Genomic DNA, 23040 nt, shown 5'->3' with positions numbered 1-23040 from the left:
CACCGGGTTTCCAGAGCGGCTCGGCCGCGGCCCAGCAGCCTGGGGGCCCATCCCCGTCCGTCTCGATCCCAGCGGGAGAAGCAATGAAGATTGGCATCGGCCTGCCGGTGCTCTCGCCCCACGCCGCGCTCGACTGGGCACGGCGCATCGACGAGGGCCCGTTCGACACCGTCACCGTCAGCGACCGGCTCGCCTACGACACCCCCGAGCCGCTGATCACCCTCGCCGCGGTGGCCGGCGCCACCTCCCGGGTGCGGCTGCGGAGCCAGGTGCTGCTGGCGGGGCTGCGCGATCCGGTGCTGGCGGCCAAGCAGATCGCCACCCTGGACCGGCTGTCCGGCGGGCGGCTCTCGGTGGGCATCGGGCTCGGCGACCGCGAGGACGACTACGAGGCGGCCGGAGCACGGATGGCGGAGCGCGGCCGGCGGCTGGACGCGAACGTCGAGCGGATGCGGGCCGTCTGGGCGGCCCACGCCGACCTGGCCGAGGAGGTACCGGGGCGGGTCGGGCCGCGCCCGTCCGCGCCGGGCGGCCCCCCGCTGCTGTTCGGCGGGTTCAGCGACGCGGCGGTGCAGCGCGTGGCGCGGTGGGGCGACGGGTATCTGAGCGCGATGGTGCCGGAGCTCTCCGAGGGCATGTTCCGCGAGGTGGAGAGCGCCTGGAAGGCCGCGGGCCGGGAGGGCCGCCCCGCGCTGGTCGCCCAGGCCAACACCGCCGTCGGCTCCAAGGAGCTGGTCGAGGGGGCGAAGGAGCGGATCGCCCGCTACTACTCCTTCCTCGACGACTCCGAGGCCCCCTTCACCGGCGCCATGGTGGCCGACTACACGCTGAGCACCCCGGAACGCGTCCGGCACGTGCTGGACACCTGCGGGGCGGCCGGTGCCGACGAGATGGTCTTCCTGTGCTGGTCACCGGATCCGAGCCAACTCGACGTCATCGCCGAGGCGTTGGGCTGAGGTGGCGGCCATGGGAACACACGGCGCGGACGAGACGCACACCCGAGCGGGCACCCCCGGCACCCCGGACACCGAGGCCATACCCGCCGCGCCCGGCGCGCCCGGCGCCGCCGCGGGCGGACCGGTCGTGATCGTCGGCGCGGGGCAGGCGGGCGCGGAGACCGCCGCCGCCCTCCGCGACCGCGGATTCAGCGGGCCCGTCACCCTCGTCGGCGACGAGCCCGGCCCGCCCTACGGACGGCCGCCGCTCTCCAAGGGCTATCTCACCGGCGGCGTGGAGCCGGGCGGGCTCGCGCTGCGCCCGCCCTCGTACTACCGGGACCACGGCATCACCCTCACCGGCCGGGACCCGGCCGTCGAGATCGACCGCGACGGGCAGCGGCTCACCCTGGCCTCCGGCCGCGAACTGCCGTACGCCGCCCTGGTGCTGGCCACCGGCGCGCGGCCCCGGCCGCTGCCCGTGCCGGGAGCCGGCCTCTCCGGCGTGCTGGCCCTGCGGTCCCTGGAGGACGCCACGGCGATCCGGGACCGGCTGGCGGACGCCCGCGACGTCCTCGTCATCGGCGGCGGGTTCATCGGGCTGGAGGTCGCGGCGACCGCGCGCCGGTCCGGGGCCCGCGTCACCGTCGTCGAGGCCGGCCCGCGGCTGATGGCCCGGGCGGTGAGCGGTCCGATGTCCGCGTTCCTCGCCGGCCACCACCGGGAGCAGGGCGTGCGGGTGCTGCTCGGCCGCGAGGTGACCGCCCTGCGCGGCGACGCGGCCGGCCGGTGCCGCGTCGCGGAGCTGGACGGCGGGGAGCGCGTCCCGGCGGACCTGGTCGTGGCCGGGATCGGGGTGCTGCCCAACTGCTCCCTCGCCGCCGCGGCGGGACTGGCGGTCGGCGACGGCGTCCTGGTGGACGACCGGCTGCGCACCAGCGACCGGGCCGTGTACGCGGTCGGGGACTGCGCGCGGTTCCCCAGCCCGTACGCGCCCGGGCGGCTCCGCCTGGAGTCGGTGCGGAACGCCGTCGAGCACGCCCGCCGCGTCGCCGCCGTCCTCTGCGGCGACGCCCCGCCCCCCGCGGCCGTGCCCTGGTTCTGGAGCGAGCAGTACGCGCTGCGGCTGCAGATCGCCGGGATCACCCAGGGCCACAACCGTACGGCGGTGGCTGGCGATCCGGCGGCGGGCCGCTTCTCCGTGCTGTGCTTCCGCGGTGAACGGCTCGTCGGCACCGAGTCGGTGAACCGCCCGGCCGACCACATGGCCACCCGGCGGCTGCTGGAGTCCGGCGCCCCCGGGCCCGCCCCGGCGGACGCGGAGCGGCCCGGCTTCGACCTCAAGGCGTTCACCCGCAGCGCCCAGCCCGTCTGACACCGGACCTCCGGCATCCGGCGCGGAACGCACGGGAGGGGCGGGGAACCGGCTGCCGGTTCCCCGCCCCTCCCGTGTGCGCGGTGCGTCCCGTCACGCGGCCGTGTCACCCGGTGGCCGGGCCGAGCAGCACCGCCGCGTAGTTCTTCCGCGCCGCGGTGTCGTACTGGAGGGCGACGTGGCTGGCCGCCGAGGTGACGTCCCGCCAGAACCGCTGGAGCGGCGCGCCCTCGCTCAGGCCGCCCGTGCCCGCTCCCCGGACCAGCAGGCCGACGGCCTCGGTGAGGATCTCGGTGGCGTAGGTGGCGTTCCGTTCGTTGCGGGCCAGGAACTCCGGCGCGAACCGCCGCCCGTCGATGACGCCGGCGTTCTGCTCGACGAGCAGCCGCGCGGAGTCGATCCGGCCGGAGGCCCGCACCAGCACCAGCTCGTTCGGCGCCGTCCGCCGCCGCCCCGTGACGGTCCCGGCGCAGGCGCGCAGGGCTCCGGTGGCCGCGCCGGCGATCGGCGCGACGAAGGTCAGGCTGCCCACCGCGGCGAACGGCACGTTGTGGCAGGCGGCTTCGGAGACGGCGTTCCGCCCGGTCATGATGTCGGCGCGGTCGAAGGAGAGGTGCCCGGGGACGAACACGTCGTCGACGAGGACGGTGTGGCTGGCCGTGGCCCGCATGCCCACGCTGTCCCAGTCCCGGCGCACGCCGTAGGAGCCCCGGGGCAGGGCGAAGAAGCGGAAGGCCGGCGGCCGTCCCCCGCCGGCCGCCGCGACGCCCGGTGCCGCGCCCTCCGTCACCGCGGCGCAGACCAGCACCCAGTCGGCGGACTCGACACCGCTCACGTATCCCCACGCGCCGCTGACCCGCCATCCCCCGTCGGCGGGCGCGGCCCGCCCGGCGGGCATCAGGCCGGTGGCGATGAACACGTCCGGCCCCTCGCCCCACAGGGCGTGATGCCCCTCCGCGGGGAGGTGGGAGGCGAACCGAGCGGAGTAGGCGGACAGCGAGGCGCACCAGGCGGTGGAGGCGCAGTGCTCCCCCACCGCCATGACGGCCCGGGTCAGCTCCCCGAACGAGCCCTCGGTGCCGCCCCACCGGGCGCCCACGAAGTGCCGGGCGAAGCCGGCCTCCCGGATCACGTCGGTGACCTCGGGGGCGAGCGCGCGGGTGCGGTCGGCCTCGGCCGCGTACTGGGCCGCCAGGACACCCAGCTTCTCGGCGGCCGGGACCAGGGCGGTATCCCGTTGTGCGTCGGCAGACATCCTCACGACCTCCTGTGCTCACGGACTGTGCTGACGGACTGTGCTGACGGATGTGCGGTGGCCCGCCGGCCCGGCCGTGGCCCGCGGCCCGGATGACGGACCGCGGGCCCGGGGTTTCCGGGGTGGGGGCGGGGTTCGAAGGGGCGGCGGTGCGAAGGGGCGGCTGTTCGGGGCCGGCGGCCCGGTGGCCCAGTGGCCCGGTGGCTCAGAACAGGGCGGCGAAGCGTTCCAGCGTCTCGCCGGGCGACGGTCCGTCAAGGGCCCGCCAGATGTTCTCGGCGCCCTCGCCGTGCCGGTGCAGCTTGACGTGGGCCAGCTCCACCCGGGTGCGGCCCGGGCCCTCCGGCACGAAGTCCACCTCGATCTCGCTGGCGAACTCGTCGTCCGGGATGGACTGCCAGGACGGCGAGATGCGCCAGGTCATCACCAGCCGCCGGCCCGGCTCCCACTCCAGGATCCGGCCCCAGTCGATCTGGTTGCCCTCCACGTCCCACTCGTAGTACCGGCCGCCCTCGCCCGGCTCGAAGGCCAGACCGGCGCGCTCCTTCTTCAGCAGGACGTGGCTCGGCGGCCACCAGTCCGCCGGCCGCTCGGTGAAGACCTCGAAGCAGCGGCCGGGCGTGGCCGCCACGGTCACCGACTTCCGTACGTCCGGGATCGTCTGCTCGGGCATGGGCCCCTCCTCGCTGCTGCGGCCGCGCACGGCGCTGTGCGCGCATCGGACCGGCCCACCGTCGCGGCCCGTGGTCGACCGGGTGTCGAGCACGGCTCGAACGGGTGCCGTTCCGGGCGGGATCGAGGCGGAGTCGAGAACCGCGCAAGGCCCGCGGGTCACGGTCGTCGCACTCAGGCCGCCGAGAAGGGGAGAGCACCCATGACGGACACCGGGACGGACACGGGCACCGGGACGGACGCGGAGACCGCGGCGGGCACGGAAGAACGCCGGGTCGCCTTCGTCACCGGCGCCACCAGCGGGATCGGCCTCGCCGTGACCGAGCTGCTGGCCCGGCGGGGCGTCGCGGTCTTCGGCTGCGCACGCGGCGCGGAGGATGTGCGGGCCCTGGTCAAGCGGCTGCGCGCGGAAGGGCTGGAGGTGGACGGCGCGGCCTGCGACGTCACCTCGGCCGAGCAGGTACGGGCGGCGGTCGAGGCCGCGGTCGCGCGGTACGGCCGCATCACCGTCCTCGTCAACAACGCCGGACGGGGCGGCGGCGGTGTCACCGCCGAACTGCCCGACGCCCTCTGGCTCGACGTGATCGACACCAACCTCAACGGGACCTTCCGGGTCACCCGCGAGGTGCTGAGCACCGGACGGATGCAGGACGGCGGCTGGGGCCGGATCGTCAACATCGCCTCCACCGGCGGCAAGCAGGGCGTGGAGCTCGCCGCCCCCTACTCCGCCTCCAAACACGGCGTCATCGGCTTCACCAAGGCCGTCGGCAAGGAACTGGCGAAGACCGGCATCACCGTCAACGCCGTCTGCCCCGGCTACGTCGAGACCCCCATGGCCCAGCGGGTCCGGCAGGGCTACGCGAACCACTGGGGCGTCACCGAGGCGGACGTACTGGAGCGGTTCGAGGCGAAGATCCCGCTGGGCCGCTACTCCACCGCCGAGGAGGTCGCCGGTCTCGTCGGCTATCTGACCTCGGACACCGCCGCCTCGATCACCGCGCAGGCGCTCAACGTCTGCGGCGGCCTCGGCAACTACTGACCCCGGCCGCGGCCCGGCCGGCCCGGACCGCGGCCCCCGGGCCCGGCCACCGGCCCGGCGCCACGTATCGCCCACCGCACGGCGCGCCCCGCGCGCAGCGCGACCAGAGACGGAGCGGCACCATGACGAATCCCGGCACCACCCTGCTCGCCGAACCCGGCCCCGGCCCCGCCACCACCGCCCCCACAGCCACCGCCCCGGAGACGGCCGGGGCCCCCGGCATCACGGCCCCCGGCATCGCTGCCTTCCGCACCGCCATGGGCTCCTTCCCCACCGGCGTCACCCTGCTGACCCGGGGCAGCGGCGACGACACGGCCGTGATGACCCTCAACAGCCTGACCTCCGTGTCGCTCGACCCCCTGCTGCTCCTGGTGTCCGTCAAGCGCGAGGGCCGGATGCGGCCGCGGATCTCCGAGGCCGGCAGCTTCGCGGTGAACGTCCTGGCCGAGGGGCAGCGCGAGATCTCCACGGACTTCTCCCGCCCGCAACGGCCGGCGGGCCTGGCCGCGATGCGCCTGCTCGACGCCGTCGAGGGCGTCACCGGCAACGCCGTGCTGCCCTCCGCCGCCGCCTCCTTCGAGTGCCGCCTGGAGGCCGAACACGAGGCGGGCGACCACGTCCTGCTGATCGGCCGGGTGGTGGCGCTCGCGGGCAGCGCCCCGGGCACCCGCCCGCTGGTCTTCCACCGCGGCCGCTACACGGCCCTCGCGTGAACGCGCCCCGCGCCGGAAACGTAGGAGAGGACATGGCACCGCAGTCCGCCGCCCCGCGCACCACCGCGCCCCCGGGCCGGCTCGACCGGATCGCCGACGGGGTGTACGCCTTCGTCCAGCCCCTCGGCGGCTGGTGCCTGAACAACGCCGGGCTGGTCGCGGACGGCGGCAGCGCCGTGCTCGTCGACACCGCCGCGACGGAGTCCCGGACCCGGCGGCTGCGCGAGGAGGCCGAGCGGATCGTCCCCGGCGGCCCGGACTACGTCGTCAACACCCACTTCCACGGCGACCACGTCTTCGGCAACGGCCAGTTCGCGCCCCGCGCGGCGATCGTCGCCCACGAGGGGACCCGCGCCGACACGGCCGAGGCCGGGCTCGCCCTGCGCGGCCTCTGGCCGGACGTCGAGTGGGGCGAGACCCCGCTCGTCCTCCCCACCCTGACCTTCCGCGACGAGCTCACCCTGCACGCCGGCGGCCTGCGGACCGAACTGCTGCACGTCGGCCCCGCGCACACGGCGAACGACGTGGTGGCCTGGGTCCCGGACCGGCGCGTCCTCTTCACGGGGGACGTCGTCTGGTCGGGGGTGACCCCGTATGTGCTGATGGGCTCCGTCGAGGGCTCGCTGCGCGCCCTGGACCGGCTGCGCGCCCTGGCGCCCCGCACGGTGGTGCCGGGCCACGGCCCCGTCGGCGGGCCGGAGCTGCTCGACCGGACCGGGGCCTATCTCCGGTGGATCGGGGCACTCGCCGAGCAGGGTGTACGCGACGGCTCGACCCCCCTGGAGGTGGCGGAGCGGGCGGACCTCGGAGAGTTCTCCGCGCTGCTGGACGCCGAACGGCTGGTCGGCAATCTGCACCGGGCCTTCGCCGAGCGGCAGGGGCTGCCGCCCGGGGCCCGCATCGACGTGGCCGCCTCCTTCCGGGAGATGGCCGGGTTCCACGGAGGTCTGCCGCCCTGCCACGCCTGAGGCGGGACGGGGAGGCGGCCGGAAGGAGAAGCTGACAATGGCGACAGCGACAGTGACACCGGGCACCGCACCGGACCAGCGGCGGCAGCGGGACCGCACGGCGGGCACTCCACCGTCCGGCCCGGCCCCGGCCGCCGCCCCGGCCGCCGCCCTCGCGCCATGGACCGAGGGCCGCCCCCCGGTGCTGAGGCTGGCGGGATACGACGAGTACGACGGTTACGACGGCTCCGAGCGGGAGGCGTCCGCGGACGGCGACTGGCACATCTGCCGGGGCATCGACTGATCCCCGCTCCCCGCTCCCCGCCCGCCGGCGCCGGAACCGCACGGTGGGGCATGGGGAGGGCCCCCTCCGCGGAGGGGGCCCTCCCCATGCCCCACCGCCTCCCGGCAGCGGGGCGGGGGTCACCGCTCGGCGGGCCGGTCCCGGTGGATGACCCGGGACCGGGTCAGCAGCCGCCCGTCCCGGCGGACCAGTTCGTCCTCGACGGTGAAGGTCGGCTGGAACGAGACCTTCCCCTCGCGGTCGGTCAGCGCGACGAGCGTGTAGTAGGAGGTCCGCACGGTGTCCTCGTCCCCCGTGTTCTCCGGATCCGCCTCGATCAGCAGATGCTCGAACCAGTGGCGCACGCAGATGTCCCGGTAGCGCGGCAGACTGGCGCGCATCCCGGCGATCATCTCGGCACGCCCGCGCTGGCGTTCGCCACCGGAGTGGACGACCTCGCCGTCCTCGGTGAAGGTGTCCGCGAACCCCTCGATGTCGAGGGCGTCCACCCGCCGCATCTGCCGCGCGTAGAACGTCCGCACCTCCGCGTAGAGGTCCCCGGTGACCTGCTTCTCCGTAGTCGCGACCGGCTGGGGCACGGCAACTCCCTTCCCTGGAGCGGGCCGCCGGCTCCGGCGGCACGAATGCCGCCAGGCTGCTCCGCCGCGCTCCAGCGGCACTGGAGAGCCGGTACACGCCGCGCCCGCCGGTCCCGGGGGCCGGCGCCCGTCCTCCGGGAGGGTGCCTGGTCAGATCACCCGGAACAGGCCGGCGGCGGTGTGGACGTCCGTGAGGTCGTCGACGGTGCGGAGGTTGTCGCACAGGGCCTCCAGGACCGAGCCGGTCCCGGTGGCGTCCGGGGTGCCGCCCGGGGTGCCGCCCGGGGTGCCGCCCGGGGTGCCGTCCGGGGTGGCGATGGAGACGCCGAAGAGGCGGAAACCCAGGCGGTGCTTGGCCTCGTTCCAGCCGCGCACCCACGTCTCCGAGACCTCGCAGGCGTCGTCGGTGATCAGCACGATGTCACCGCGTCCGCGGGCCGTGTCGTCGAACTCCTCCTCCAGCAGTTCCGCGGCCGTGCCCAGCGGGCGCTGGACGTCGGTGCCGCCGCCGAGGAAGGTCTCCGCGAAGTCGAGGACACCGGCGACACCGGCCGGCCGGTCGCCGGGGAAGCGGAAGACCCGGATCCTGTCGGCGGCCGAGAACAGGATGCCGACGAAGTCGCGCCCGGCGTGGCGGGCCTGGTCGAGCAGGGCCAGGGCACACGCCTTGGACCATGCCTCGCGGGTGATTCCGCCGGGCCCTTCCGCGTACATGGAGTGCGAGGTGTCCACGCACGCGATGACGGCGCCCCGGCCGGTGGCCTGCTCGCCCCGGGTGTCGTACAGCATCAGCTCCCCGGCGGCGTAGCGCGCGGCGAACACCGCGCGCAGCTCCGGCACCCCGAGGACCGCCAGCTCGGAGGGGATGACGCGGGAGAGGTCGTCGCCGAGGGTGACACCGACCAGTTCGCCCGTGGTGTTCTCCACCTTGCGGGCGCGCTCCCCGTCGGCCATCTGCCGGAAACGGCCGATCAGTTCGGCCCACTGGGCGAGCCGGCCGCCGCGCAGCCGTTCGGCGAGCCGCGCACGCTCGCCGAACGGCATCCGTTCCAGTTCGCCGGAGCCGACGCCCCACGCGCGCATCAGCGATGCCTCGTGCCGGACGGCCTCGGCCGCCGTCGCCGTCGCGTTGCGGGCGGTGGCACGGATGCCGGGGAGCGCCGCCGCGAGGGCCTGCGCGGCGGCACGGGCGTCGTGCCGGGCAGCGGCCTCGGCGGCTTCGGCGGCCTCGATGGCCCGGCGTACGGCGTCGGCGGCCGGGGCGGGAACGGTGCCGTCCGGACCGGCCTCCTCGGCGGCCTGCCGGAGCGCCTCGCTCACGGTGGCCGCCGCCGCCACGGCGTCCTCCCGGGCCCGGTCCGCCCGCCCGGCGCGGTCCCGGGCCTCCCGGGAGCGCTCCAGCAGCCCGCGCAGTGCGGAGGCCTGGGCGAGTACGGCCATGGCGGCGGCGTAGGGGTCGCCGGCCGTCTCCCGGTGCAGTCCGGCGAACTCCGGTGAGCGCGTCAGTGAGGCGATGACCTGGTGGTTGACCAGGTGGGAGCAAGCCATCTCGGCGCGGTCGCGCAGTCGCGGGGCGGCCTGGTAGGCGGCGAGGAACACGTCCGCGAGGAGGTCCGTGGTGTGCTCGTGGCGGCGGTCGAGGCCCGTCGCCAGCTCGCGCAGCCCGGCCGACTGCTCGTACACGTCGCGCCACGCGACCCGGTCGAAGGGGTCCGCGACCACGGCCGCGGTGTGCTGTCCGGCCGCGGCCGCGGACAGGGCCAGCCACCTCCCGGACCGGCCGGCCAGTTCACCGAGTCCGCTCGGCGTCTCGTCCACGGCGCCGCCTCAGAGCTGGGCCCGCACCATGCTCGCGTCCATGCCGAGGGCCTCGGTGAGGACGCGGGCGCGGACGGCGCGCCGGCGGTCGGTGACCCGGTCGATCGCGGCGGTGGAACGGCCCGCGTTCGCGGCCTCCCTGCGCAGTCTCTCCAGGCGCTTCCCCGTCGTGGCGAGCTTGTGGTGGGCGTTCTTGATGACCCACTCGCTCAGCGCCTCCCGGGACTGCCCGGCCATGGCGTCGAGCTGGGCCTCCAGCTCCTCGATGGCGTCCGCCAGGTCGAGCGCCTCCTTTCCTTCCGGGCTGACCAGGTTCAGCACCTCCCGCTCGACGGTCGGGCGCTGGGCGGGGGAGTCCCACAGCACATGCGTCAGCACCGACAGGTCGGTCTCCGCCACCGCCGGGCGCCCGTCGAGGTGCGCGGACGCCTGGAGCAGCCCCACCGCCTGCCGCCACCGGCGGTCGGAGGCGACGAGTTCCTTGCGGCGCAGGGCGGCCCGCAGCGTCACCACCGCGTCCACGATCACATCGGGTACCTCCACGGCCGGGACGGCCTCGGCGACGGCGTGCTGCAACGCGGCCAGCTCCACGGTGGCCGGGGGCGCCGGCGGCGCCGGGCGGCCGACGGCGGAACGGACCAGGGCGGCGAAGTTGGAGGGGTCCTCCAGATACCCGACCTCGATCCGCACCAGCAACCGGTCGTAGACCGCGGCGGAGTCCTCCCCGCCGGGGAGTTCGTTGCTCGCGGTGATGGCCCCGATGAGGGGGCAGCGGATCGGGGCGCCCCCGCTCTCGGGGTGGTAGATCCGCTCGTTGAGGTAGCCCAGCGTCTCGTTGAGCGCGGCCGTCGAACACTTGAAGATCTCGTCGATGAACGCCACATGCGCGGTCGTGGCGCGCCCCTCGTACACCTGGCGGTATTCGCCCCGGGCCAGCGCGGCGACGTCGATGGGCCCGAACATCCGTGTCGGCGCGGTGAACTTCGACAGCAGGATCTCCCAGTAGGCGGCCCCCTCGATCCGGCTCGTGAGCTCCCGCGCCAGCTCCGACTTCGCGGTACCGGGCGGGCCGAGCACCAGCGAGTGCTGTCCGGCCAGCAACGTCACGACCAGCGTCCGTACGACGTCCGCCCGCTCGTAGAAGCGGTCCGACAGCTCGTCGCAGATCGCGCGCAGCCGCTCAGCGGTCTCCTCTGCCCCCATACCCCTGTCCTCCCACGCCCGCCTGCGGGACGGTCCGGCAGGCCGGAACCCCTCGGCGCGCCGGCCTCGTGCGGCAGCCCTGTCCGTCGGCCCCGGACAGCCGGCCATGACCCCACACTCTAGGGACGGCGAGCCGCTCACCGAGTCGTTCCGGACGATCGGACCCGGTGCCCGCACGACCGGGGACGGCAAGGCCCCTCAGCCGCCGAGCGGCTCGGCGAAGCGGATCAGCCGCTCGCCGGCCGTCTCCGCGCCGAAGGCCAGCAGCCGCTCCCCCTCCTCCGCCAGTTCGTCGCGCTGCCGCGCGGTGAGCGGGGCGAAGGGCTGGACGGTCAGGGTCGCGGTGCCGCGGCGCTCCTCGATCCGCCAGGCTCCCCGGACGAAGCCGTCGACGAGGACGGTCCCGGGAATCACGGCGTTCTTGGTGGCTATGGCCCGGCGCCCCGCGTCGTCGATGATCCGGGTGCGGTCGGCGTGGGACAGGATCGCGTTGTCGTACGGGGCCAGGTACCGCACCGGGGCGGGGGTGTCCGGCCCGGGCCGCGGGGCCTCCGGGAGGTCGAACAGCTCCCGGCCCGCGGTGTCGCGGAAGACGGCGAGCCGGGGCCGCAGCCGGGCCACGGTCTCCCGCAGCCGGGTCAGCCCCGACCAGGCCTGGACGTCCTTCACCGTCGCCGGTCCGAAGGCCGCCAGATAGCGGACGACCAGCTCCTCGGCGGGCGGCTCGGGGACCAGCGGCCGGCCGAGCCAGGACTCGGCGGTGGCGTAGGTGGTCCGGGCGCTCCGCCCCCACAGCCCGCGCGGCGGCACCTGCACGAGCGGCAGCAGCACCCGGGCCGCGTTGACGAGCGTGGCGGGGCTGTGGCCGGGCCACCGCTCCCCGAGGAGCCCGCCGAGTTCGGTGGTGGACAGGTGCCGCGCGCCAAGGAGTTCCCGGGCCGCCCCGGCCAGCGCGGACAGCTCGATCCCCGCCAGATCCTTGCCCCAGGCGCTCCTCATGCCGCGGTCGAGGCAGGGCTGCACCCAGGGCCGGAGCGCGAGGGCGTCTCCCGCGGTGACGAGATGGACGGTGCCGCGCATCACGACGATGCGGGTCACGGCCCGCTCGCTGATCAGCCGGGAGAGCTCCTCCGGGCGGAAGTCCGCCAGCCGGGTCCACAGCCCGTAGTAGGGCGGTACGGGCTGCTGCGACTGGAGCCCGACCAGGTTCTCGATCGCGGCCCGCGCGGGCATCCGGTGCCGGCTCAGCAGCATCTGCCGCGCCAGATAGGCCCGGTTGAGGGCCCTGTGGTCCAGCACGGCGGGGGTGGTCGTGGTCATCGGACGGAAACTCCCTCGGAGAACTGCTGCGACGGCGGGCCCGCCGCTCGGGTGCGGACGCGGGCGCTCGGCCCCGCCGGGCCGGGCCCGTCCCGAGTCTGCCGTGCGGGCCCGCGCACCGCGCGCCGATTCGGTCGCAACGCGCTTGCGGGCCACGCCGGTTCGGGCTCTGCGCGGCTCCGCGGCCGGACCGGCCCGGCTCCGGCGGCACGCGCACTCCGTGGGAACGCTCGGGCGCTCGGGCGCGCCGCACCGGAGAACCGGGGCCCCGCGCTCCGTCCGTTTCCGGTGGGCGCCGGGAAACCATGACCCTGGTCACATTTCCCGCCGGCAGGGCCCGGCAGCGGCCCCGGGCGTACGGACCACCCGATCCGGTCCGGTACGATTAACCAGGTCAGCAGGCGCCGCTAGCTCAGTTGGTTAGAGCAGCTGACTCTTAATCAGCGGGTCCGGGGTTCGAGTCCCTGGCGGCGCACATGACACTCAGGGCCTTTCCGCCACGGCGGGAAGGCCCTGAGTCGTGTCCGGGACGTCGGGGACGCAAGGGCCGGGCGGCGGCTACCAGTCCGCGTTGCGGGCCAGGCCCAGGGCGTACTCCGTCCACCACCGGCCGGCCGGGGGCCCGCCCCGGCAGGTGCCGTCGGACTCCCCCGGGCGCTTGATCCACAGATAGGCGTCGGCCAGCTCGTCCCCGGTGCGGGTGGTGGGCGGCTCCCCGAGGGCGCGGCCCGGCGGGTTGCACCAGTTCATGCCCTGGCCGCCGGAGGCGGGCAGCGGGCCGTTGCCGTTGCGGCTGGTGTCGATCACAAAGGTCTTGCCGCCGCCGAGGAGCCGGGACAGGGCCCTGCCGTAGCCGAGGTTCTCGGCGGTCGACCGGTAGTTGGCGGTGTTGAGGGCGAAGCCGTCGGCCCGGTCGATGCCCGCCCGCCGCAGCGGGCCGGTGAGCCGGCCCGGGTCGGTGATCCAGCGGGGGTTGCCCGCGTCCAGGTAGACCCGGGTGCGCGGGAGGGCCTTCAGCCTCTCCACGGCCTCCGCCAGCAGCCGGTAGCGCTCCTGGTGGTATACGGGCGGGGTACAGCCGTCCACGATGTGCGGCACCGCGTCCGGCTCCAGGATCACCGTGGCCGGGCGGTCGCCGATGCCCGCCACGACCCCGGCGAGCCAGCGGCGGTACGCGGCACCGTCCGGGGCGCCGCCCTTCGAGAACTGGCCGCAGTCGCGGTGCGGGATGTTGTAGAGGACCAGCAGGGCGTCCCGGTTCTCCCGCGCCGCGGCCCGGGTGAGGCGGGCGGTCTCGGCCCGGGGGGCCTTCGTCCCGATCCACTCGGCGACCGGCTGGGCCGCGATCTTCTCCTCGATCAGCCCGGCCTCGTCCGCGCGGCCCCGGGCCCGCAGTGCGGCGGCCTGCCGGGCCGCGGTGCCGTGCGGGTTCACCCAGAACGGGGTCGCGGACGACTGGGGAGCCCGGCGCGGCGGCTGCGCGCGGTCGTCCCCGGGCGACGGCCCGGGCCCGGGCCCGGGCGGGCGGAAGCAGCCCGCGATCAGCAGTACCGCTCCGGCCGCCACGCTCGCCGCCAGCCGGCCCATGTGGCCGTACATCCGCTCCCCCTGGGGCCTCGGTCCGGGGTGGGCCCGGACCGCGTTCGGGACAATTCGGGTCGGACGCATCCTGGCACGCGGTCCGTGCGGGACCCGGCAGCGACCGGGACCGGGGAACCCCCGTTACGGCGTTTGACGTAGCGGGAGGGACGGGACCGGCGGTGGGCGGCAGAGGCCCGGGGGACGGGATCCGCGGACGGAGACCGGGGCAGGGCGGGCACGGAGCGGGTGACGGCGGCACACCGCTACCGGCGGGGCACACCGCTGAGGGGCACGCCGCTTCCGCCGTCAGCCGCCCGCGCCGGGGGGACCGCCCCGGCGCGGGGAGGGCTCGGGGACCCGGAGCGCGTCCTCCCGCTCCCGCGGCACCGCGGGCGGTCCCGTGGCGCGGCGGTGGTGCACGGCGAGACCGGCCATCCCCAGGACGGCGCCGCCCGCGAGGCACACACCGACGACGATCTGCCGGGTGTTGGGACCGCCCCCGGTGTCCGTGGCGGCCGGGCGCCCTTCCGCCGCCACGGCTACGGGCCCCGGGGCGGGCACGGCCCGGGCGGAGACGGAAGGCCCGGGAGCAGCCGGGGCGGAGACGGCCGGCCCGGGAGCAGGGAACGCGGAAGCAGCCGTCGCGGAAACGGGGTCCGCGGCAGCCGGAAGCGCGGAAGCCGCCGCGGCGGAACTCGCGGCGGGGAGCACCACGGTGGCGCAGAGCAGGCCGGACGCCGCGATCGTTCCGGCCAGTCGGACAGAGTCCATCGTGCGACCTCCTCTCGCCCCAGAAGGTTCGCGCGAACGGCGGCTCACCGCAGCCCGGCGGGCCGGGCACTGCTCCGTTCGGCCCGGGCCCGGGTCACCGGGTCCCGGCCGGCTCGGACCGGCCGGCCGGCTCAGACCAGGTCGACGAGGTCGGCGATCGACTCGGCCACCCGCGACGGCCCGTACGGGAAGCGCCCGATCTCGTCCGGCCGCGTGACCCCGGACAGCACGAGGAACGTCTCCATCCCGGCCTCCAGTCCGGCCAGGACGTCGGTGTCCATCCGGTCGCCGATCATGGCGCTGCTCTCGGAGTGCGCCCCGATGGCGTTGAGCCCGGCGCGCATCATGAGCGGATTGGGCTTGCCGACGAAGTAGGGCTCCCGGCCGGTGGCCTTGGTGATCAGTGCGGAGACGGCGCCCGTGGCGGGCAGCGCGCCCTCCGTGGAGGGGCCGGTGGCGTCGGGGTTGGTGGCGATGAAGCGGGCCCCGTCGTTGATCAGGCGGATGGCCTTGGTGAGGGACTCGAAGCTGTACGTCCGGGTCTCGCCGAGCACGACGTAGTCCGGCTCGGCGTCGGTGAGGATGTAGCCGACGTCGTGCAGGGCGGTGGTCAGCCCGGCCTCGCCGATGACGTAGGCCGTGCCGCCGGGCCGCTGGTCCTCCAGGAACTGGGCGGTGGCGAGCGCGGACGTCCAGATGTTCTCGACGGGGACGTCCAGGCCCATCCGGTTCAGCCGGGCGTGCAGGTCGCGCGGCGTGAACATGGAGTTGTTGGTGAGCACGAGGAAGGGCCGCTCCAACTCGCGCAACCGCTTGATGAAGGAGTCGGCGCCGGGGATGGGGGTGCCCTCGTGGATCAGCACCCCGTCCATGTCGGTGAGCCACGACTCGATCGGCTTGCGCTCTGCCACGGAACGGCTCCTGTCCTCGGTGCGGATGGGCGGCGGCCGGCCGCTCGGGCTCCGGCCCGCCGCTCGGTCCAGCCTAACGGCGCGGGACCCGGCGTCCCCTGCCCGCCGGTGACCGGTTTCCGTCCCTTCGGTGAGCGGTTCCGGTCGCTCCGGTGGCCGGAAGGCGTCGGTCGCCGCGCACGCCGTCGGGTTCCGCGCGGTACGGAACGGCTTCCGTCTCCCCGCCCGCGGCCCTTCCATGCCCCTTCGTCCGCGCCGCACCCGCTCCCGTACCGGCGACTCCGCCAGGGGGCCACCCGGCGAGGGCTCTTCCGGGCGGCCGGTGGCGGCTCGGCCTTCCGGAGAACACCGGCGGCCGGGTGTGGTGACCCGCACGGGGAACGGCGGACGGGGACGGGCGACGGCCGGAGGCGGTCGCCGGGGCGACCGGCGGCGGGGTTCACAGCGTCCGGGTCCGGCGAACAGCCGGAAGGGACCGGATCGGGCCACCGCCCGCACGCAGGCGACCGGGGCGCGCGCGGCCGCTCAGCGGCGCACGCGCCGGGAGGCCGCGATCAGGACCGCGCCGAGCGCGATGGCCGCCCCGGCGGCCCCGCTGAGCCGTGCGGCCACGGCCCCCCGGGTTCCGGCCCGGGTGTCGCCGCCGGTGCCGGTGCGGGCCAGTTCGCCGGGCGGGACGGCGCCGCCCGGGTCGCCGGAGATCCCGGGGCGGCCGGGTCTGCCGTGGCCATCGTGCTCCCCCTGCCGCGTCCGGTCGCGCTCCCCCGGACCGCCGGGCCCGTCCGCCTCTCCCGGGCGGCCCGGCCGGTGGCGCCCGTCGCCACCGGTTCCCGGCGGTTCGGCGCCGCCGCCCGGGCGGTCCCGGCGGCGCTCCCGCTCCCGGTCCCGTTCTCCGTCACCGCGGGGCCGGGTGTCCTCGTCCGCACCGGCAACCGCCCCGTCCCTGCCCCCGCCCCGGATCGTGAACGCGTAGTCGTTGGAGGAGCCGACCCAGTCGCCGTCGTCGTCGCGCCGCTGCACGGCCGCCACGGTGAGCCGTACCGCGTTGCCGGGCGTGTCCTCCGCGAAGCGCATCCGCACGCCGACGGTGACGGTTCCGCCGGCCGGGACGGCGAAGCCCGGGAAGCCGTCGAAGACGGCGATGTGCTCGTGCCGGTCGGTGGTCTCCAGCGTCACCGGGCGCCAGGAGCGGCTGTACGCGTCGTAGAACTGGAAGTGGATCCGCTCGGCGGCCAGTTCCCGGGTGCTGTCGACGAGCACGGCGACGGGGTGCACGCCCCGGCAGGCCCGGTCCGTCGTATTGCGCAGACTGATGGACCAGCGCCGCCAGCCGCTCCCGGCCGCGTACTCCCGGGGGCCGCCGCGGATGCGGGCCCGCAGGGGGAAGTCGGGGCTGTCGCGGTCGCCGCAGTACGGCTCCACGGCCAGGGGCAGTGGACGGGGCAGGGGCCGGGGGACCGCGTCCGGCGCCACCACCGCCGCCGGGGCCGCCTGGGCCTGCGGCAGGAACGCCAGGGCCGGGACGGCCACCATCACCAGCGCGGCCGCTCCGGCCGCGGCCCCGGCGGTGAGATATCTGGGCTGGCGCATGGCACACCTTCGGTGGACTCCGCCGCGGGCCCGGGGCCGGCGCCCCGGCTTGCTGCGTCCGCGCCGGGCTTGCCGTCCGCGCGGTGGGTGCCGTCCGGGCCCGCCCGTACTCCTGGTCCCTTCCCCGCCCGGAGGGCCGGCGCGGCCCGCGGCCCGGCCGGTTCGCCCGAAGCGGCCGGGTATCGCGTCCGAACGGCCCGGAGCGGTTGCCCGCGCGGCGACCGGCGTCCACGCCCACCGCTGCCCGCCGGCCCGGAGCCCGCGGAGGGAGGCCGGGCCGGCGGGGCCCGGCGGTACCGGGCCGCCTCCGCGCCGTGCCGGCCCCACCGGGCCCCGCCGGGGTGCTCGTGGGCGCGCGTGGTTGAGTGAGGGGCATGTCCACGCGCATGTCCGCCGGTACCGGCTCCCGTTCCCCGCTCCGCGCCGGCCTCGTCGGCTACGGTCTGGCGGGCTCCGTCTTCCACGCCCCGCTGATCGCCGCCACCCCCGGCCTCGTCCTCGACACGATCGTCACGACGAGCCCCGAGCGCCGCGAGCAGGCCCGCGCCGAGCACCCCGGGGTGCGGTTCGCCGGCGACCACCGCGAGCTGCTGTCCCGTACGGAGGGCGAGGACGCGCTCGACCTGGTGGTCGTGGCCTCCCCCAACCGGACGCATGTGCCCATCGCCACCGACGCCCTCCGCGCCGGTCTGCCCGTCGTCGTCGACAAGCCGCTGTCCGCGACCGCCGCCGAGGCCCGCGCTCTCGCCGCCCTGGCCGAGGAGCGCGGCCTGCTGCTCTCCGTCTTCCAGAACCGCCGTTGGGACAACGACTTCCGCACCGTGCGGCAGCTCATCGCGGGCGGGGAACTGGGCGAGGTCCAGCGGTTCGAATCCCGCTTCGAGCGGTGGCGGCCCAAGCCCAAGGGCGGCTGGCGCGAGTCCGGCGATCCGCAGGAGATCGGCGGGCTCCTCTACGACCTGGGCAGCCACCTCGTCGACCAGGCGCTGGTGCTCTTCGGCCCGGCCGTCCGCGTCTACGCCGAGTCCGTGGTCCGCCGCCCCGGCGCCGAGGCGGACGACGACACCTTCATCGCCCTCACGCACGCGAACGGCGTCAACTCCCATCTGTGGATGAGCGCCACCACCGCCCAACTCGGGCCGCGTTTCCGTGTCCTGGGCAGCTCCGCCGGGTATGTGAAGTACGGACTCGACCCGCAGGAACAGGCGCTGCGCGACGGGCTCCGGCCGCCCGGCACCGACGGAACACCCGGCACGGACACCGGCACGTCCGGCGCCGGCGCGTGGGGAGCCGAACCCGAGTCCCTGTGGGGCCGGCTCGGCGCCGGTGAATCCCCGGTGACCGGCGGCGGCCGCGCGGTCCCGACCCTGCCCGGTGACTACCCGGCGTACTACGCGGCCGTGGCGGCGGCCCTGCGCGACGGCACCCCGCCGCCCGTGACGGCACTGGAGGCCGCCGCGGCGCTCGACGTCCTGGAAGCCGCACGCCGTTCGGCCCACGAGGGCCGGGCGATCACCCCGTAACCCCGGGAGCAGAGCTGATGACGGACCCCGCCTTCGATCCCACCGCCCTCGTCTCCGTGCTGCGCGCCCAGGAGGACCGGCTGGTGCTGCGCCGCTTCACGCACGAGGACGCCTGGCGCCTGGGCTGTCTGCTGGCCGACACGGCCCGGCAGCGCCTGGCGCCGGTGACCATCGACATACGCCGCGGGCACCAGCAGGTGTTCCACTGCGCGCTGCCCGGCACGTCGCCGGACAACGACGACTGGATCGACCGCAAGCGACGGGTGGTCGAGCGCTTCTCGGAGAGCTCGTACCTGGTGGGCACCCGCTTCCGCGCGAAGGGGACGACATTCGAGGCGTCGTCCCCGCTCGACCAGTGCCTGTACGCGGCGCACGGCGGCTCGTTCCCGATCAGGGTGGAGGGCGCGGGGGTCATCGGCGCCGTCACCGTCTCGGGGCTGGCGCAGGCCGAGGACCACGCGATGGTGGTCGAGGCCCTGGAGAGCTTCCTCGCCCCGGACGTACCACCGACCCCGGCCACGGATCCGGCACAGCCGGAGCCCGGCCCGCCGGCGGTGCCGCCGCCCGCCCCGGCTCCGTAACGCACCGCGCGTGCGGGCCGCGTTGGGACGGAGCGAGGTGGACCGGGCCGACGCGGCGACCGGGCGGGGCGGACGGAGCAGGGCGGCCGGGGCAGGGCGACCGGGGCGGGACCGGGGGCGCAGCCGGGGCCGGGAGTGAGCCCGCCGGCCGACGCGGCGCGCGAGGCGGGCCATCGGGGCGGCGCAGGGCTCTTGCCGTAAGGCGGTCCGTTCATTACCGTCGCGTAACACACGGGCTTACCCCTGGTAACCCTCACGGCGATCACCACCCCGCACCCCGCCCCGCAGACCCGCACCCCCCGCACCCCACGGCCGACCTTCGGAGGACGACCATGCCCCCAGCCACGCCCCGGCGCCCCCGCCGCTTGCTGTCCCTGAGCGCCGCCGTCATGACCGTCCTCGCCCTGACCGGCGGCGCCACGGCCGCGGGCGCGGCCGAACAGGCCGATTCCGCGGGGGAGTCGGCGCGCTCCGCCGCCCCGCGCGACGTCATGCTCGTCGGCAACGGCCAGGGCGGAACCGTCAGCTTCATCGACCCCGGGACGTTCGAGAACCTGGGGTCGTTCAACACCGTTCCCGACCTCGACCGGCGCATCCGCGAGATGGACCCGATCGAGCGGATCGGCTACGAGATGGTCAACAGCATCCAGGGCTACCGCAAGCTCGTCGATGACATGGCCATGTCTCCCGACGGCCGCACGCTCTACGTCTCGCGGGGCGTCCTCAGCGACGCCGTCGCCTTCGACATCGCCAGCGGCACGATGCTCTGGCGGTACGAGACCGAGGGCTTCAAGGCCGACCACGCCGCCCTGTCCGAGGACGGCAGCAAGTTCATCGTCTCGGCCACCACGGCCGACAAGGCGGAGGTCATCAACACCGCCACCGGCAAGCTGCACGCCGAGTTCGCCACCGGCACCTACCCGCACGCCAACGACTACTCGCCGGACGGCTCGATCCTCTACAACTCCAGCATCGGCATCACCTCGATGCCCAAGGGCCTCAACGGCCTCAAGGGCAAGCGCCAGGTCGTGGCCGTGGACGCCGGCACCTTCGAGCCGCTGCGGACCTACGACTTCGAGTACGGCATCCGCCCGGCCGTCTTCACCGCCGACAACAAGACGATGTACGCCCAGCTCTCGTACCTCAACGGCTTCGTCGAGTACGACCTCGACCGGGGCGAGATCAAGCGCACCGTCGAGATGCCCTTCAGCGACAAGGCCGCGAAGATGCGCGCCGACGACTACCCGCAGAACTCCGCCCACCACGGCATGGCCATGAACGCCGCCGAGAGCAAGCTCTGCATGGCCGGCACCATCGACGACTACGTGGCGATCGTCTCCCGCCCCGGCCTGGAGACCGACGGCTACGTCCACTACGACACCGACGCCCTGCCGTACTGGACGGCCACCAGCCCGGACGGCAAGCACTGCTTCGTCTCGCTCTCCAACAAGAACGAGGTGTCGGTCGTCGACTACGCCACCGCCAAGGAGGTGGCCCGCATCCCCACCGGCCACTTCCCGCAGCGGGAGCGCCCGGGCAAGCTGACGGCGGAGGCGCTGGAGGCCCTGGACCCGTCGGACGGCTGACGCGGCGTACGCACAACTGCTCTGTGCCGGGCGGCCGTTGACCCGCCCGCACGGACGGACTCGCTGAGCCCGGATGCCGCGCGGTGGCGTCCTCACCGCGCGGCACCGGCACGCTGCGCCGTCACGGCGCCCCCCGCTCCAAGGACGACCCGAGCCGAAAGGTTGATGGGGACGGAACGGGCGGGCTACCCCGGCGCCCCCTGCCGGGCCTCCCACTCCGCGCGGCTCAGCTCGTACCGGACCTCCCCGTGCTCGGCGCCCTCGATGTACTCCGGCCACTCCTGGTGGAAGGTGCGGACGTACACGAGCCCGGCCTTCTCCATCACGCGCCGCGAGCCCCGGTTGACGGCCATGGTCTCCGCGAAGAGGCGCTCGACGCCGAGCTCGGTGAACGCCTTGCGGACCAGAGCGCGGGCGCCCTCGGTGGCGTATCCCCGTCCCCAGGCGTCCCTCCGCAGCCGGTAACCGAGCTCGCACTCGCGCCCGCCGCCGTCCGTGGGCCGCAGCTCGAACCAGCCGGCGAAGCGCCGCCCCGCCGCCTTCTCCTCGGCGGCCCAGTAGCCGAGCCGGCCGCCGTACTCCGCGTCGAGGCGGAGCAGGCGCGGCAGGGTCTCCTCCCGGATGACGTGCGGGGGCGTGGGGGCGCCGCCGGTGAGGAAGCGCATGACCTCGGGATCGGCGTCCAGGGCGACGAGATGTTCCTCGTCGCCCGCCACGAACCGCCGCAGCACGAGCCGCTCGGTCTCCAGGAAGATCACCGCCCACCTCCTCGGCTCTCGGGGCGCGTCCCGCGAAGCGGAACGCCGTGCGGTTCTCAGGCGATCGGCCAGTCGCGCAGGGCGGCGTCGGCCATCTCCTGGAGTTCCTCGCGGCCGACGCCGCTCGCGGCCTGCACGGCGATGCCGAAGGTCAAGGTGGTGACGTAGCGGGCCAGCAGCCCCGGGTCGCTCCCGGGAGGCAGGTCGCCGTCGTCGACGGCCCGCTGGAACCGCTCCCGGATGCGGGTGCAGCCGTCGTTGCGCCAGGCGGCGAGGAGCTCACGGACTCCGCGCCCGGAGTCGCCGGCGGCGAGGGCGCCCTGGACGCCCAGACACCCGTGCGGACGGGCCGGGCGGGTGGTGGTCCGGACGGCGCCGGCCAGGATCGCGGTGGCGACGCCGAGGGCGGTCGGCTCGTCCAAAGCCCGGGCGAAGTAGGCGCTCGGGCCTTCGGTGTAGCGCTCCAGGGCCTTGCGGAACAGCTCCTCCTTGTTACCGAAGGCCGCGTACATGCTGGTGGTGGAGATGCCCATGGCGTCGGTGAGGTTGGCCAGGCTGGCCCCCTCGTAGCCGTGCTCCCAGAAGACCAGCATGGCGCGCTCGAGAGCCTCGTCTGCGTCGAATCCTCGCGGCCGGCCGATCGGGCGGCTCCGTCTGCTCCCCATCCCCGCACTCTACCTTTTCCGCAACGATCGATGCAGAAGTGCTACGGTTCGAATTCCGCATCGATCGATGCGGAACTCGAAGGAGGCTTCCCGTGGGACTACTTGACGGCAAGACCGCTCTCGTCACCGGCGGCGGCACCGGTATCGGCCTGGCCAGTGCCGAACGGCTGGCGGCCGAGGGCGCGCACGTGTTCATCACCGGCCGGCGCAAGACCGAACTCGACGCGGCCGTCGAAACGATCGGTTCAGCCGCCACCGCGGTGACCGGTGACATCTCCGACCCGGCCGACCTGGACCGCCTCTACGACACGATCCGCGGCCACGGGCGGGGCCTGGACATCCTGTTCGCGAACGCCGCCACCGCCGCGTTCGTGCCGCTCGGGCAGATCACCGAGGAGCACTTCGACACCCTCTTCGGCGTCAACGTCCGAGGCACGCTGTTCACCGTCCAGAAGGCGCTGCCCCTGCTCAACGACGGCGCCTCGATAGTCCTGAACGGCTCCACCACGGTGGACTCCGGCCAGGAGGCGTTCGGGGTGTACGCGGCGACCAAGGCCGCCGTCCGCTCGTTCGCCCGGACCTGGTCCAACGAGCTCAAGGGACGCGGCATCCGGGTCAACACCGTCACGCCCGGCCCGACCGACACCCCCGGCCTGTCCGGGCTCGCCCCCGACCCGGAGCAGGCCGCCGTCGTGAAACAGCAACTGGCCGCGCAGGTACCGCTGGGCCGGCTCGGGCGCCCGGACGAGATCGCCGCCGCCGTGGCCTTCCTCGCCTCCGAGCAGAGCAGCTTCATCACGGGTGCGAGCCTGTACGTCGACGGCGGCCTGAACCAGATCTGAGGCCCGTGGCCGCCCGCCCGGCGAGGAGGGCGGCGCCCGGCCGGCCGGACTCGCCCAGGCGGGCGAGCCCGGC

The 23040-nt window shown here is 75.3% G+C and carries 22 protein-coding genes and 1 tRNA gene; 11 read left to right on the top strand and 12 right to left on the bottom strand.

Features of this window, described 5'->3' with window-relative positions:
• Positions 1-83: 83 nt before the first annotated feature.
• Together SXIN_RS19875 and SXIN_RS19870 are read left to right on the top strand one after the other, a co-directional pair.
• Positions 84-956, top strand: a complete 873-nt coding sequence (locus SXIN_RS19875) for an LLM class flavin-dependent oxidoreductase (RefSeq protein ID WP_019706128.1) — start codon at positions 84-86, stop codon at positions 954-956.
• Positions 957-966: 10 nt separating this feature from the next.
• Positions 967-2310 carry an NAD(P)/FAD-dependent oxidoreductase gene (locus SXIN_RS19870; protein ID WP_095757298.1) on the top strand — a complete coding sequence of 448 codons (1344 nt, stop codon included), beginning with the start codon at positions 967-969 and terminating at the stop codon, positions 2308-2310.
• A gap of 106 nt (positions 2311-2416) precedes the next feature.
• On the opposite strand, the gene SXIN_RS19865 is transcribed toward SXIN_RS19870, so the two are convergent.
• Together SXIN_RS19865 and SXIN_RS19860 are read right to left on the bottom strand one after the other, a co-directional pair.
• Positions 2417-3565: an acyl-CoA dehydrogenase family protein gene (locus tag SXIN_RS19865; protein ID WP_019711521.1), complete on the bottom strand. Its 1149-nt coding sequence runs from the start codon at positions 3563-3565 to the stop codon at positions 2417-2419.
• A gap of 205 nt (positions 3566-3770) precedes the next feature.
• Positions 3771-4238, bottom strand: coding sequence for an SRPBCC family protein (locus SXIN_RS19860; protein ID WP_019711522.1), 468 nt, complete (start codon positions 4236-4238; stop codon positions 3771-3773).
• Positions 4239-4439: 201 nt separating this feature from the next.
• On the opposite strand from SXIN_RS19860, the gene SXIN_RS19855 reads away from it, so the two are divergent.
• From SXIN_RS19855 to SXIN_RS19840, 4 genes are all read left to right on the top strand, one after another.
• Positions 4440-5276 carry an SDR family NAD(P)-dependent oxidoreductase gene (locus tag SXIN_RS19855; protein WP_019711523.1) on the top strand — a complete coding sequence of 279 codons (837 nt, stop codon included), beginning with the start codon at positions 4440-4442 and terminating at the stop codon, positions 5274-5276.
• Between the two features lie 122 nt (positions 5277-5398).
• Positions 5399-5989 carry a flavin reductase family protein gene (locus tag SXIN_RS19850; protein ID WP_019706339.1) on the top strand — a complete coding sequence of 197 codons (591 nt, stop codon included), beginning with the start codon at positions 5399-5401 and terminating at the stop codon, positions 5987-5989.
• Between the two features lie 32 nt (positions 5990-6021).
• The gene (locus SXIN_RS19845; protein WP_019706338.1) at positions 6022-6957 is read left to right on the top strand and encodes an MBL fold metallo-hydrolase; all 936 of its coding nucleotides are present in this window, start codon (positions 6022-6024) and stop codon (positions 6955-6957) included.
• 37 nt (positions 6958-6994) lie between these two features.
• Positions 6995-7240: a hypothetical protein gene (locus SXIN_RS19840; protein ID WP_157916313.1), complete on the top strand. Its 246-nt coding sequence runs from the start codon at positions 6995-6997 to the stop codon at positions 7238-7240.
• A 119-nt stretch (positions 7241-7359) separates the two neighbouring features.
• Here the strand turns inward: SXIN_RS19840 and SXIN_RS19835 are convergent, their stop codons facing one another.
• The 4 genes from SXIN_RS19835 to SXIN_RS19820 form a co-directional block, all read right to left on the bottom strand.
• A complete protein-coding gene (locus tag SXIN_RS19835) occupies positions 7360-7818 on the bottom strand; it encodes a nuclear transport factor 2 family protein (protein ID WP_043461778.1) in 459 nt (152 codons plus the stop codon).
• A 150-nt stretch (positions 7819-7968) separates the two neighbouring features.
• A complete protein-coding gene (locus SXIN_RS19830) occupies positions 7969-9636 on the bottom strand; it encodes a VWA domain-containing protein (RefSeq protein WP_095757296.1) in 1668 nt (555 codons plus the stop codon).
• Positions 9637-9645: 9 nt separating this feature from the next.
• Positions 9646-10839 (bottom strand): AAA family ATPase, encoded by a 1194-nt coding sequence (locus tag SXIN_RS19825; protein ID WP_019711526.1) that lies wholly within the window; start codon positions 10837-10839, stop codon positions 9646-9648.
• Positions 10840-11037: 198 nt separating this feature from the next.
• The gene (locus SXIN_RS19820; protein WP_019711527.1) at positions 11038-12159 is read right to left on the bottom strand and encodes a winged helix DNA-binding domain-containing protein; all 1122 of its coding nucleotides are present in this window, start codon (positions 12157-12159) and stop codon (positions 11038-11040) included.
• A gap of 401 nt (positions 12160-12560) precedes the next feature.
• Between SXIN_RS19820 and SXIN_RS19815 the strand changes: the two genes are divergently transcribed.
• Positions 12561-12634 (top strand) — tRNA-Lys (locus tag SXIN_RS19815).
• An 83-nt stretch (positions 12635-12717) separates the two neighbouring features.
• Here the strand turns inward: SXIN_RS19815 and SXIN_RS19810 are convergent.
• The 4 genes from SXIN_RS19810 to SXIN_RS19795 all read right to left on the bottom strand — a co-directional run bounded on the left by SXIN_RS19810 (position 12718) and on the right by SXIN_RS19795 (position 17012).
• The gene (locus tag SXIN_RS19810) at positions 12718-13758 is read right to left on the bottom strand and encodes a glycoside hydrolase family 6 protein (protein WP_095757295.1); all 1041 of its coding nucleotides are present in this window, start codon (positions 13756-13758) and stop codon (positions 12718-12720) included.
• Between the two features lie 288 nt (positions 13759-14046).
• The gene (locus SXIN_RS19805) at positions 14047-14511 is read right to left on the bottom strand and encodes a hypothetical protein (RefSeq protein WP_019711528.1); all 465 of its coding nucleotides are present in this window, start codon (positions 14509-14511) and stop codon (positions 14047-14049) included.
• A 131-nt stretch (positions 14512-14642) separates the two neighbouring features.
• Positions 14643-15422 carry an HAD-IIA family hydrolase gene (locus SXIN_RS19800; protein ID WP_019711529.1) on the bottom strand — a complete coding sequence of 260 codons (780 nt, stop codon included), beginning with the start codon at positions 15420-15422 and terminating at the stop codon, positions 14643-14645.
• Between the two features lie 525 nt (positions 15423-15947).
• The gene (locus SXIN_RS19795) at positions 15948-17012 is read right to left on the bottom strand and encodes a hypothetical protein (protein WP_095757294.1); all 1065 of its coding nucleotides are present in this window, start codon (positions 17010-17012) and stop codon (positions 15948-15950) included.
• Positions 17013-17386: 374 nt separating this feature from the next.
• Here SXIN_RS19795 and SXIN_RS19790 point away from each other — a divergent pair, with 374 nt between their 5' ends.
• The 3 genes from SXIN_RS19790 to SXIN_RS19780 all read left to right on the top strand — a co-directional run bounded on the left by SXIN_RS19790 (position 17387) and on the right by SXIN_RS19780 (position 20702).
• Positions 17387-18535 carry a Gfo/Idh/MocA family protein gene (locus tag SXIN_RS19790; RefSeq protein ID WP_019711530.1) on the top strand — a complete coding sequence of 383 codons (1149 nt, stop codon included), beginning with the start codon at positions 17387-17389 and terminating at the stop codon, positions 18533-18535.
• A gap of 17 nt (positions 18536-18552) precedes the next feature.
• Positions 18553-19116 carry a heme-degrading domain-containing protein gene (locus SXIN_RS19785; protein WP_095757293.1) on the top strand — a complete coding sequence of 188 codons (564 nt, stop codon included), beginning with the start codon at positions 18553-18555 and terminating at the stop codon, positions 19114-19116.
• Between the two features lie 332 nt (positions 19117-19448).
• Positions 19449-20702, top strand: coding sequence for a YncE family protein (locus SXIN_RS19780; protein WP_039824140.1), 1254 nt, complete (start codon positions 19449-19451; stop codon positions 20700-20702).
• A 185-nt stretch (positions 20703-20887) separates the two neighbouring features.
• Here the strand turns inward: SXIN_RS19780 and SXIN_RS19775 are convergent, their stop codons facing one another.
• Together SXIN_RS19775 and SXIN_RS19770 are read right to left on the bottom strand one after the other, a co-directional pair.
• Positions 20888-21460 carry a GNAT family N-acetyltransferase gene (locus tag SXIN_RS19775; protein ID WP_019711533.1) on the bottom strand — a complete coding sequence of 191 codons (573 nt, stop codon included), beginning with the start codon at positions 21458-21460 and terminating at the stop codon, positions 20888-20890.
• 56 nt (positions 21461-21516) lie between these two features.
• A complete protein-coding gene (locus SXIN_RS19770; RefSeq protein ID WP_039824142.1) occupies positions 21517-22125 on the bottom strand; it encodes a TetR/AcrR family transcriptional regulator in 609 nt (202 codons plus the stop codon).
• 92 nt (positions 22126-22217) lie between these two features.
• On the opposite strand from SXIN_RS19770, the gene SXIN_RS19765 reads away from it, so the two are divergent.
• A complete protein-coding gene (locus tag SXIN_RS19765) occupies positions 22218-22967 on the top strand; it encodes an SDR family NAD(P)-dependent oxidoreductase (RefSeq protein ID WP_019711535.1) in 750 nt (249 codons plus the stop codon).
• The last annotated feature ends 73 nt before the right edge of the window (positions 22968-23040 follow it).

The organism is Streptomyces xinghaiensis S187, assembly GCF_000220705.2.
Lineage (GTDB): Bacteria > Actinomycetota > Actinomycetes > Streptomycetales > Streptomycetaceae > Streptomyces > Streptomyces xinghaiensis.
The sequence above is the reverse complement of the archived record's forward strand: the minus strand, read 5'-3'. Positions and strand labels throughout refer to the sequence as shown.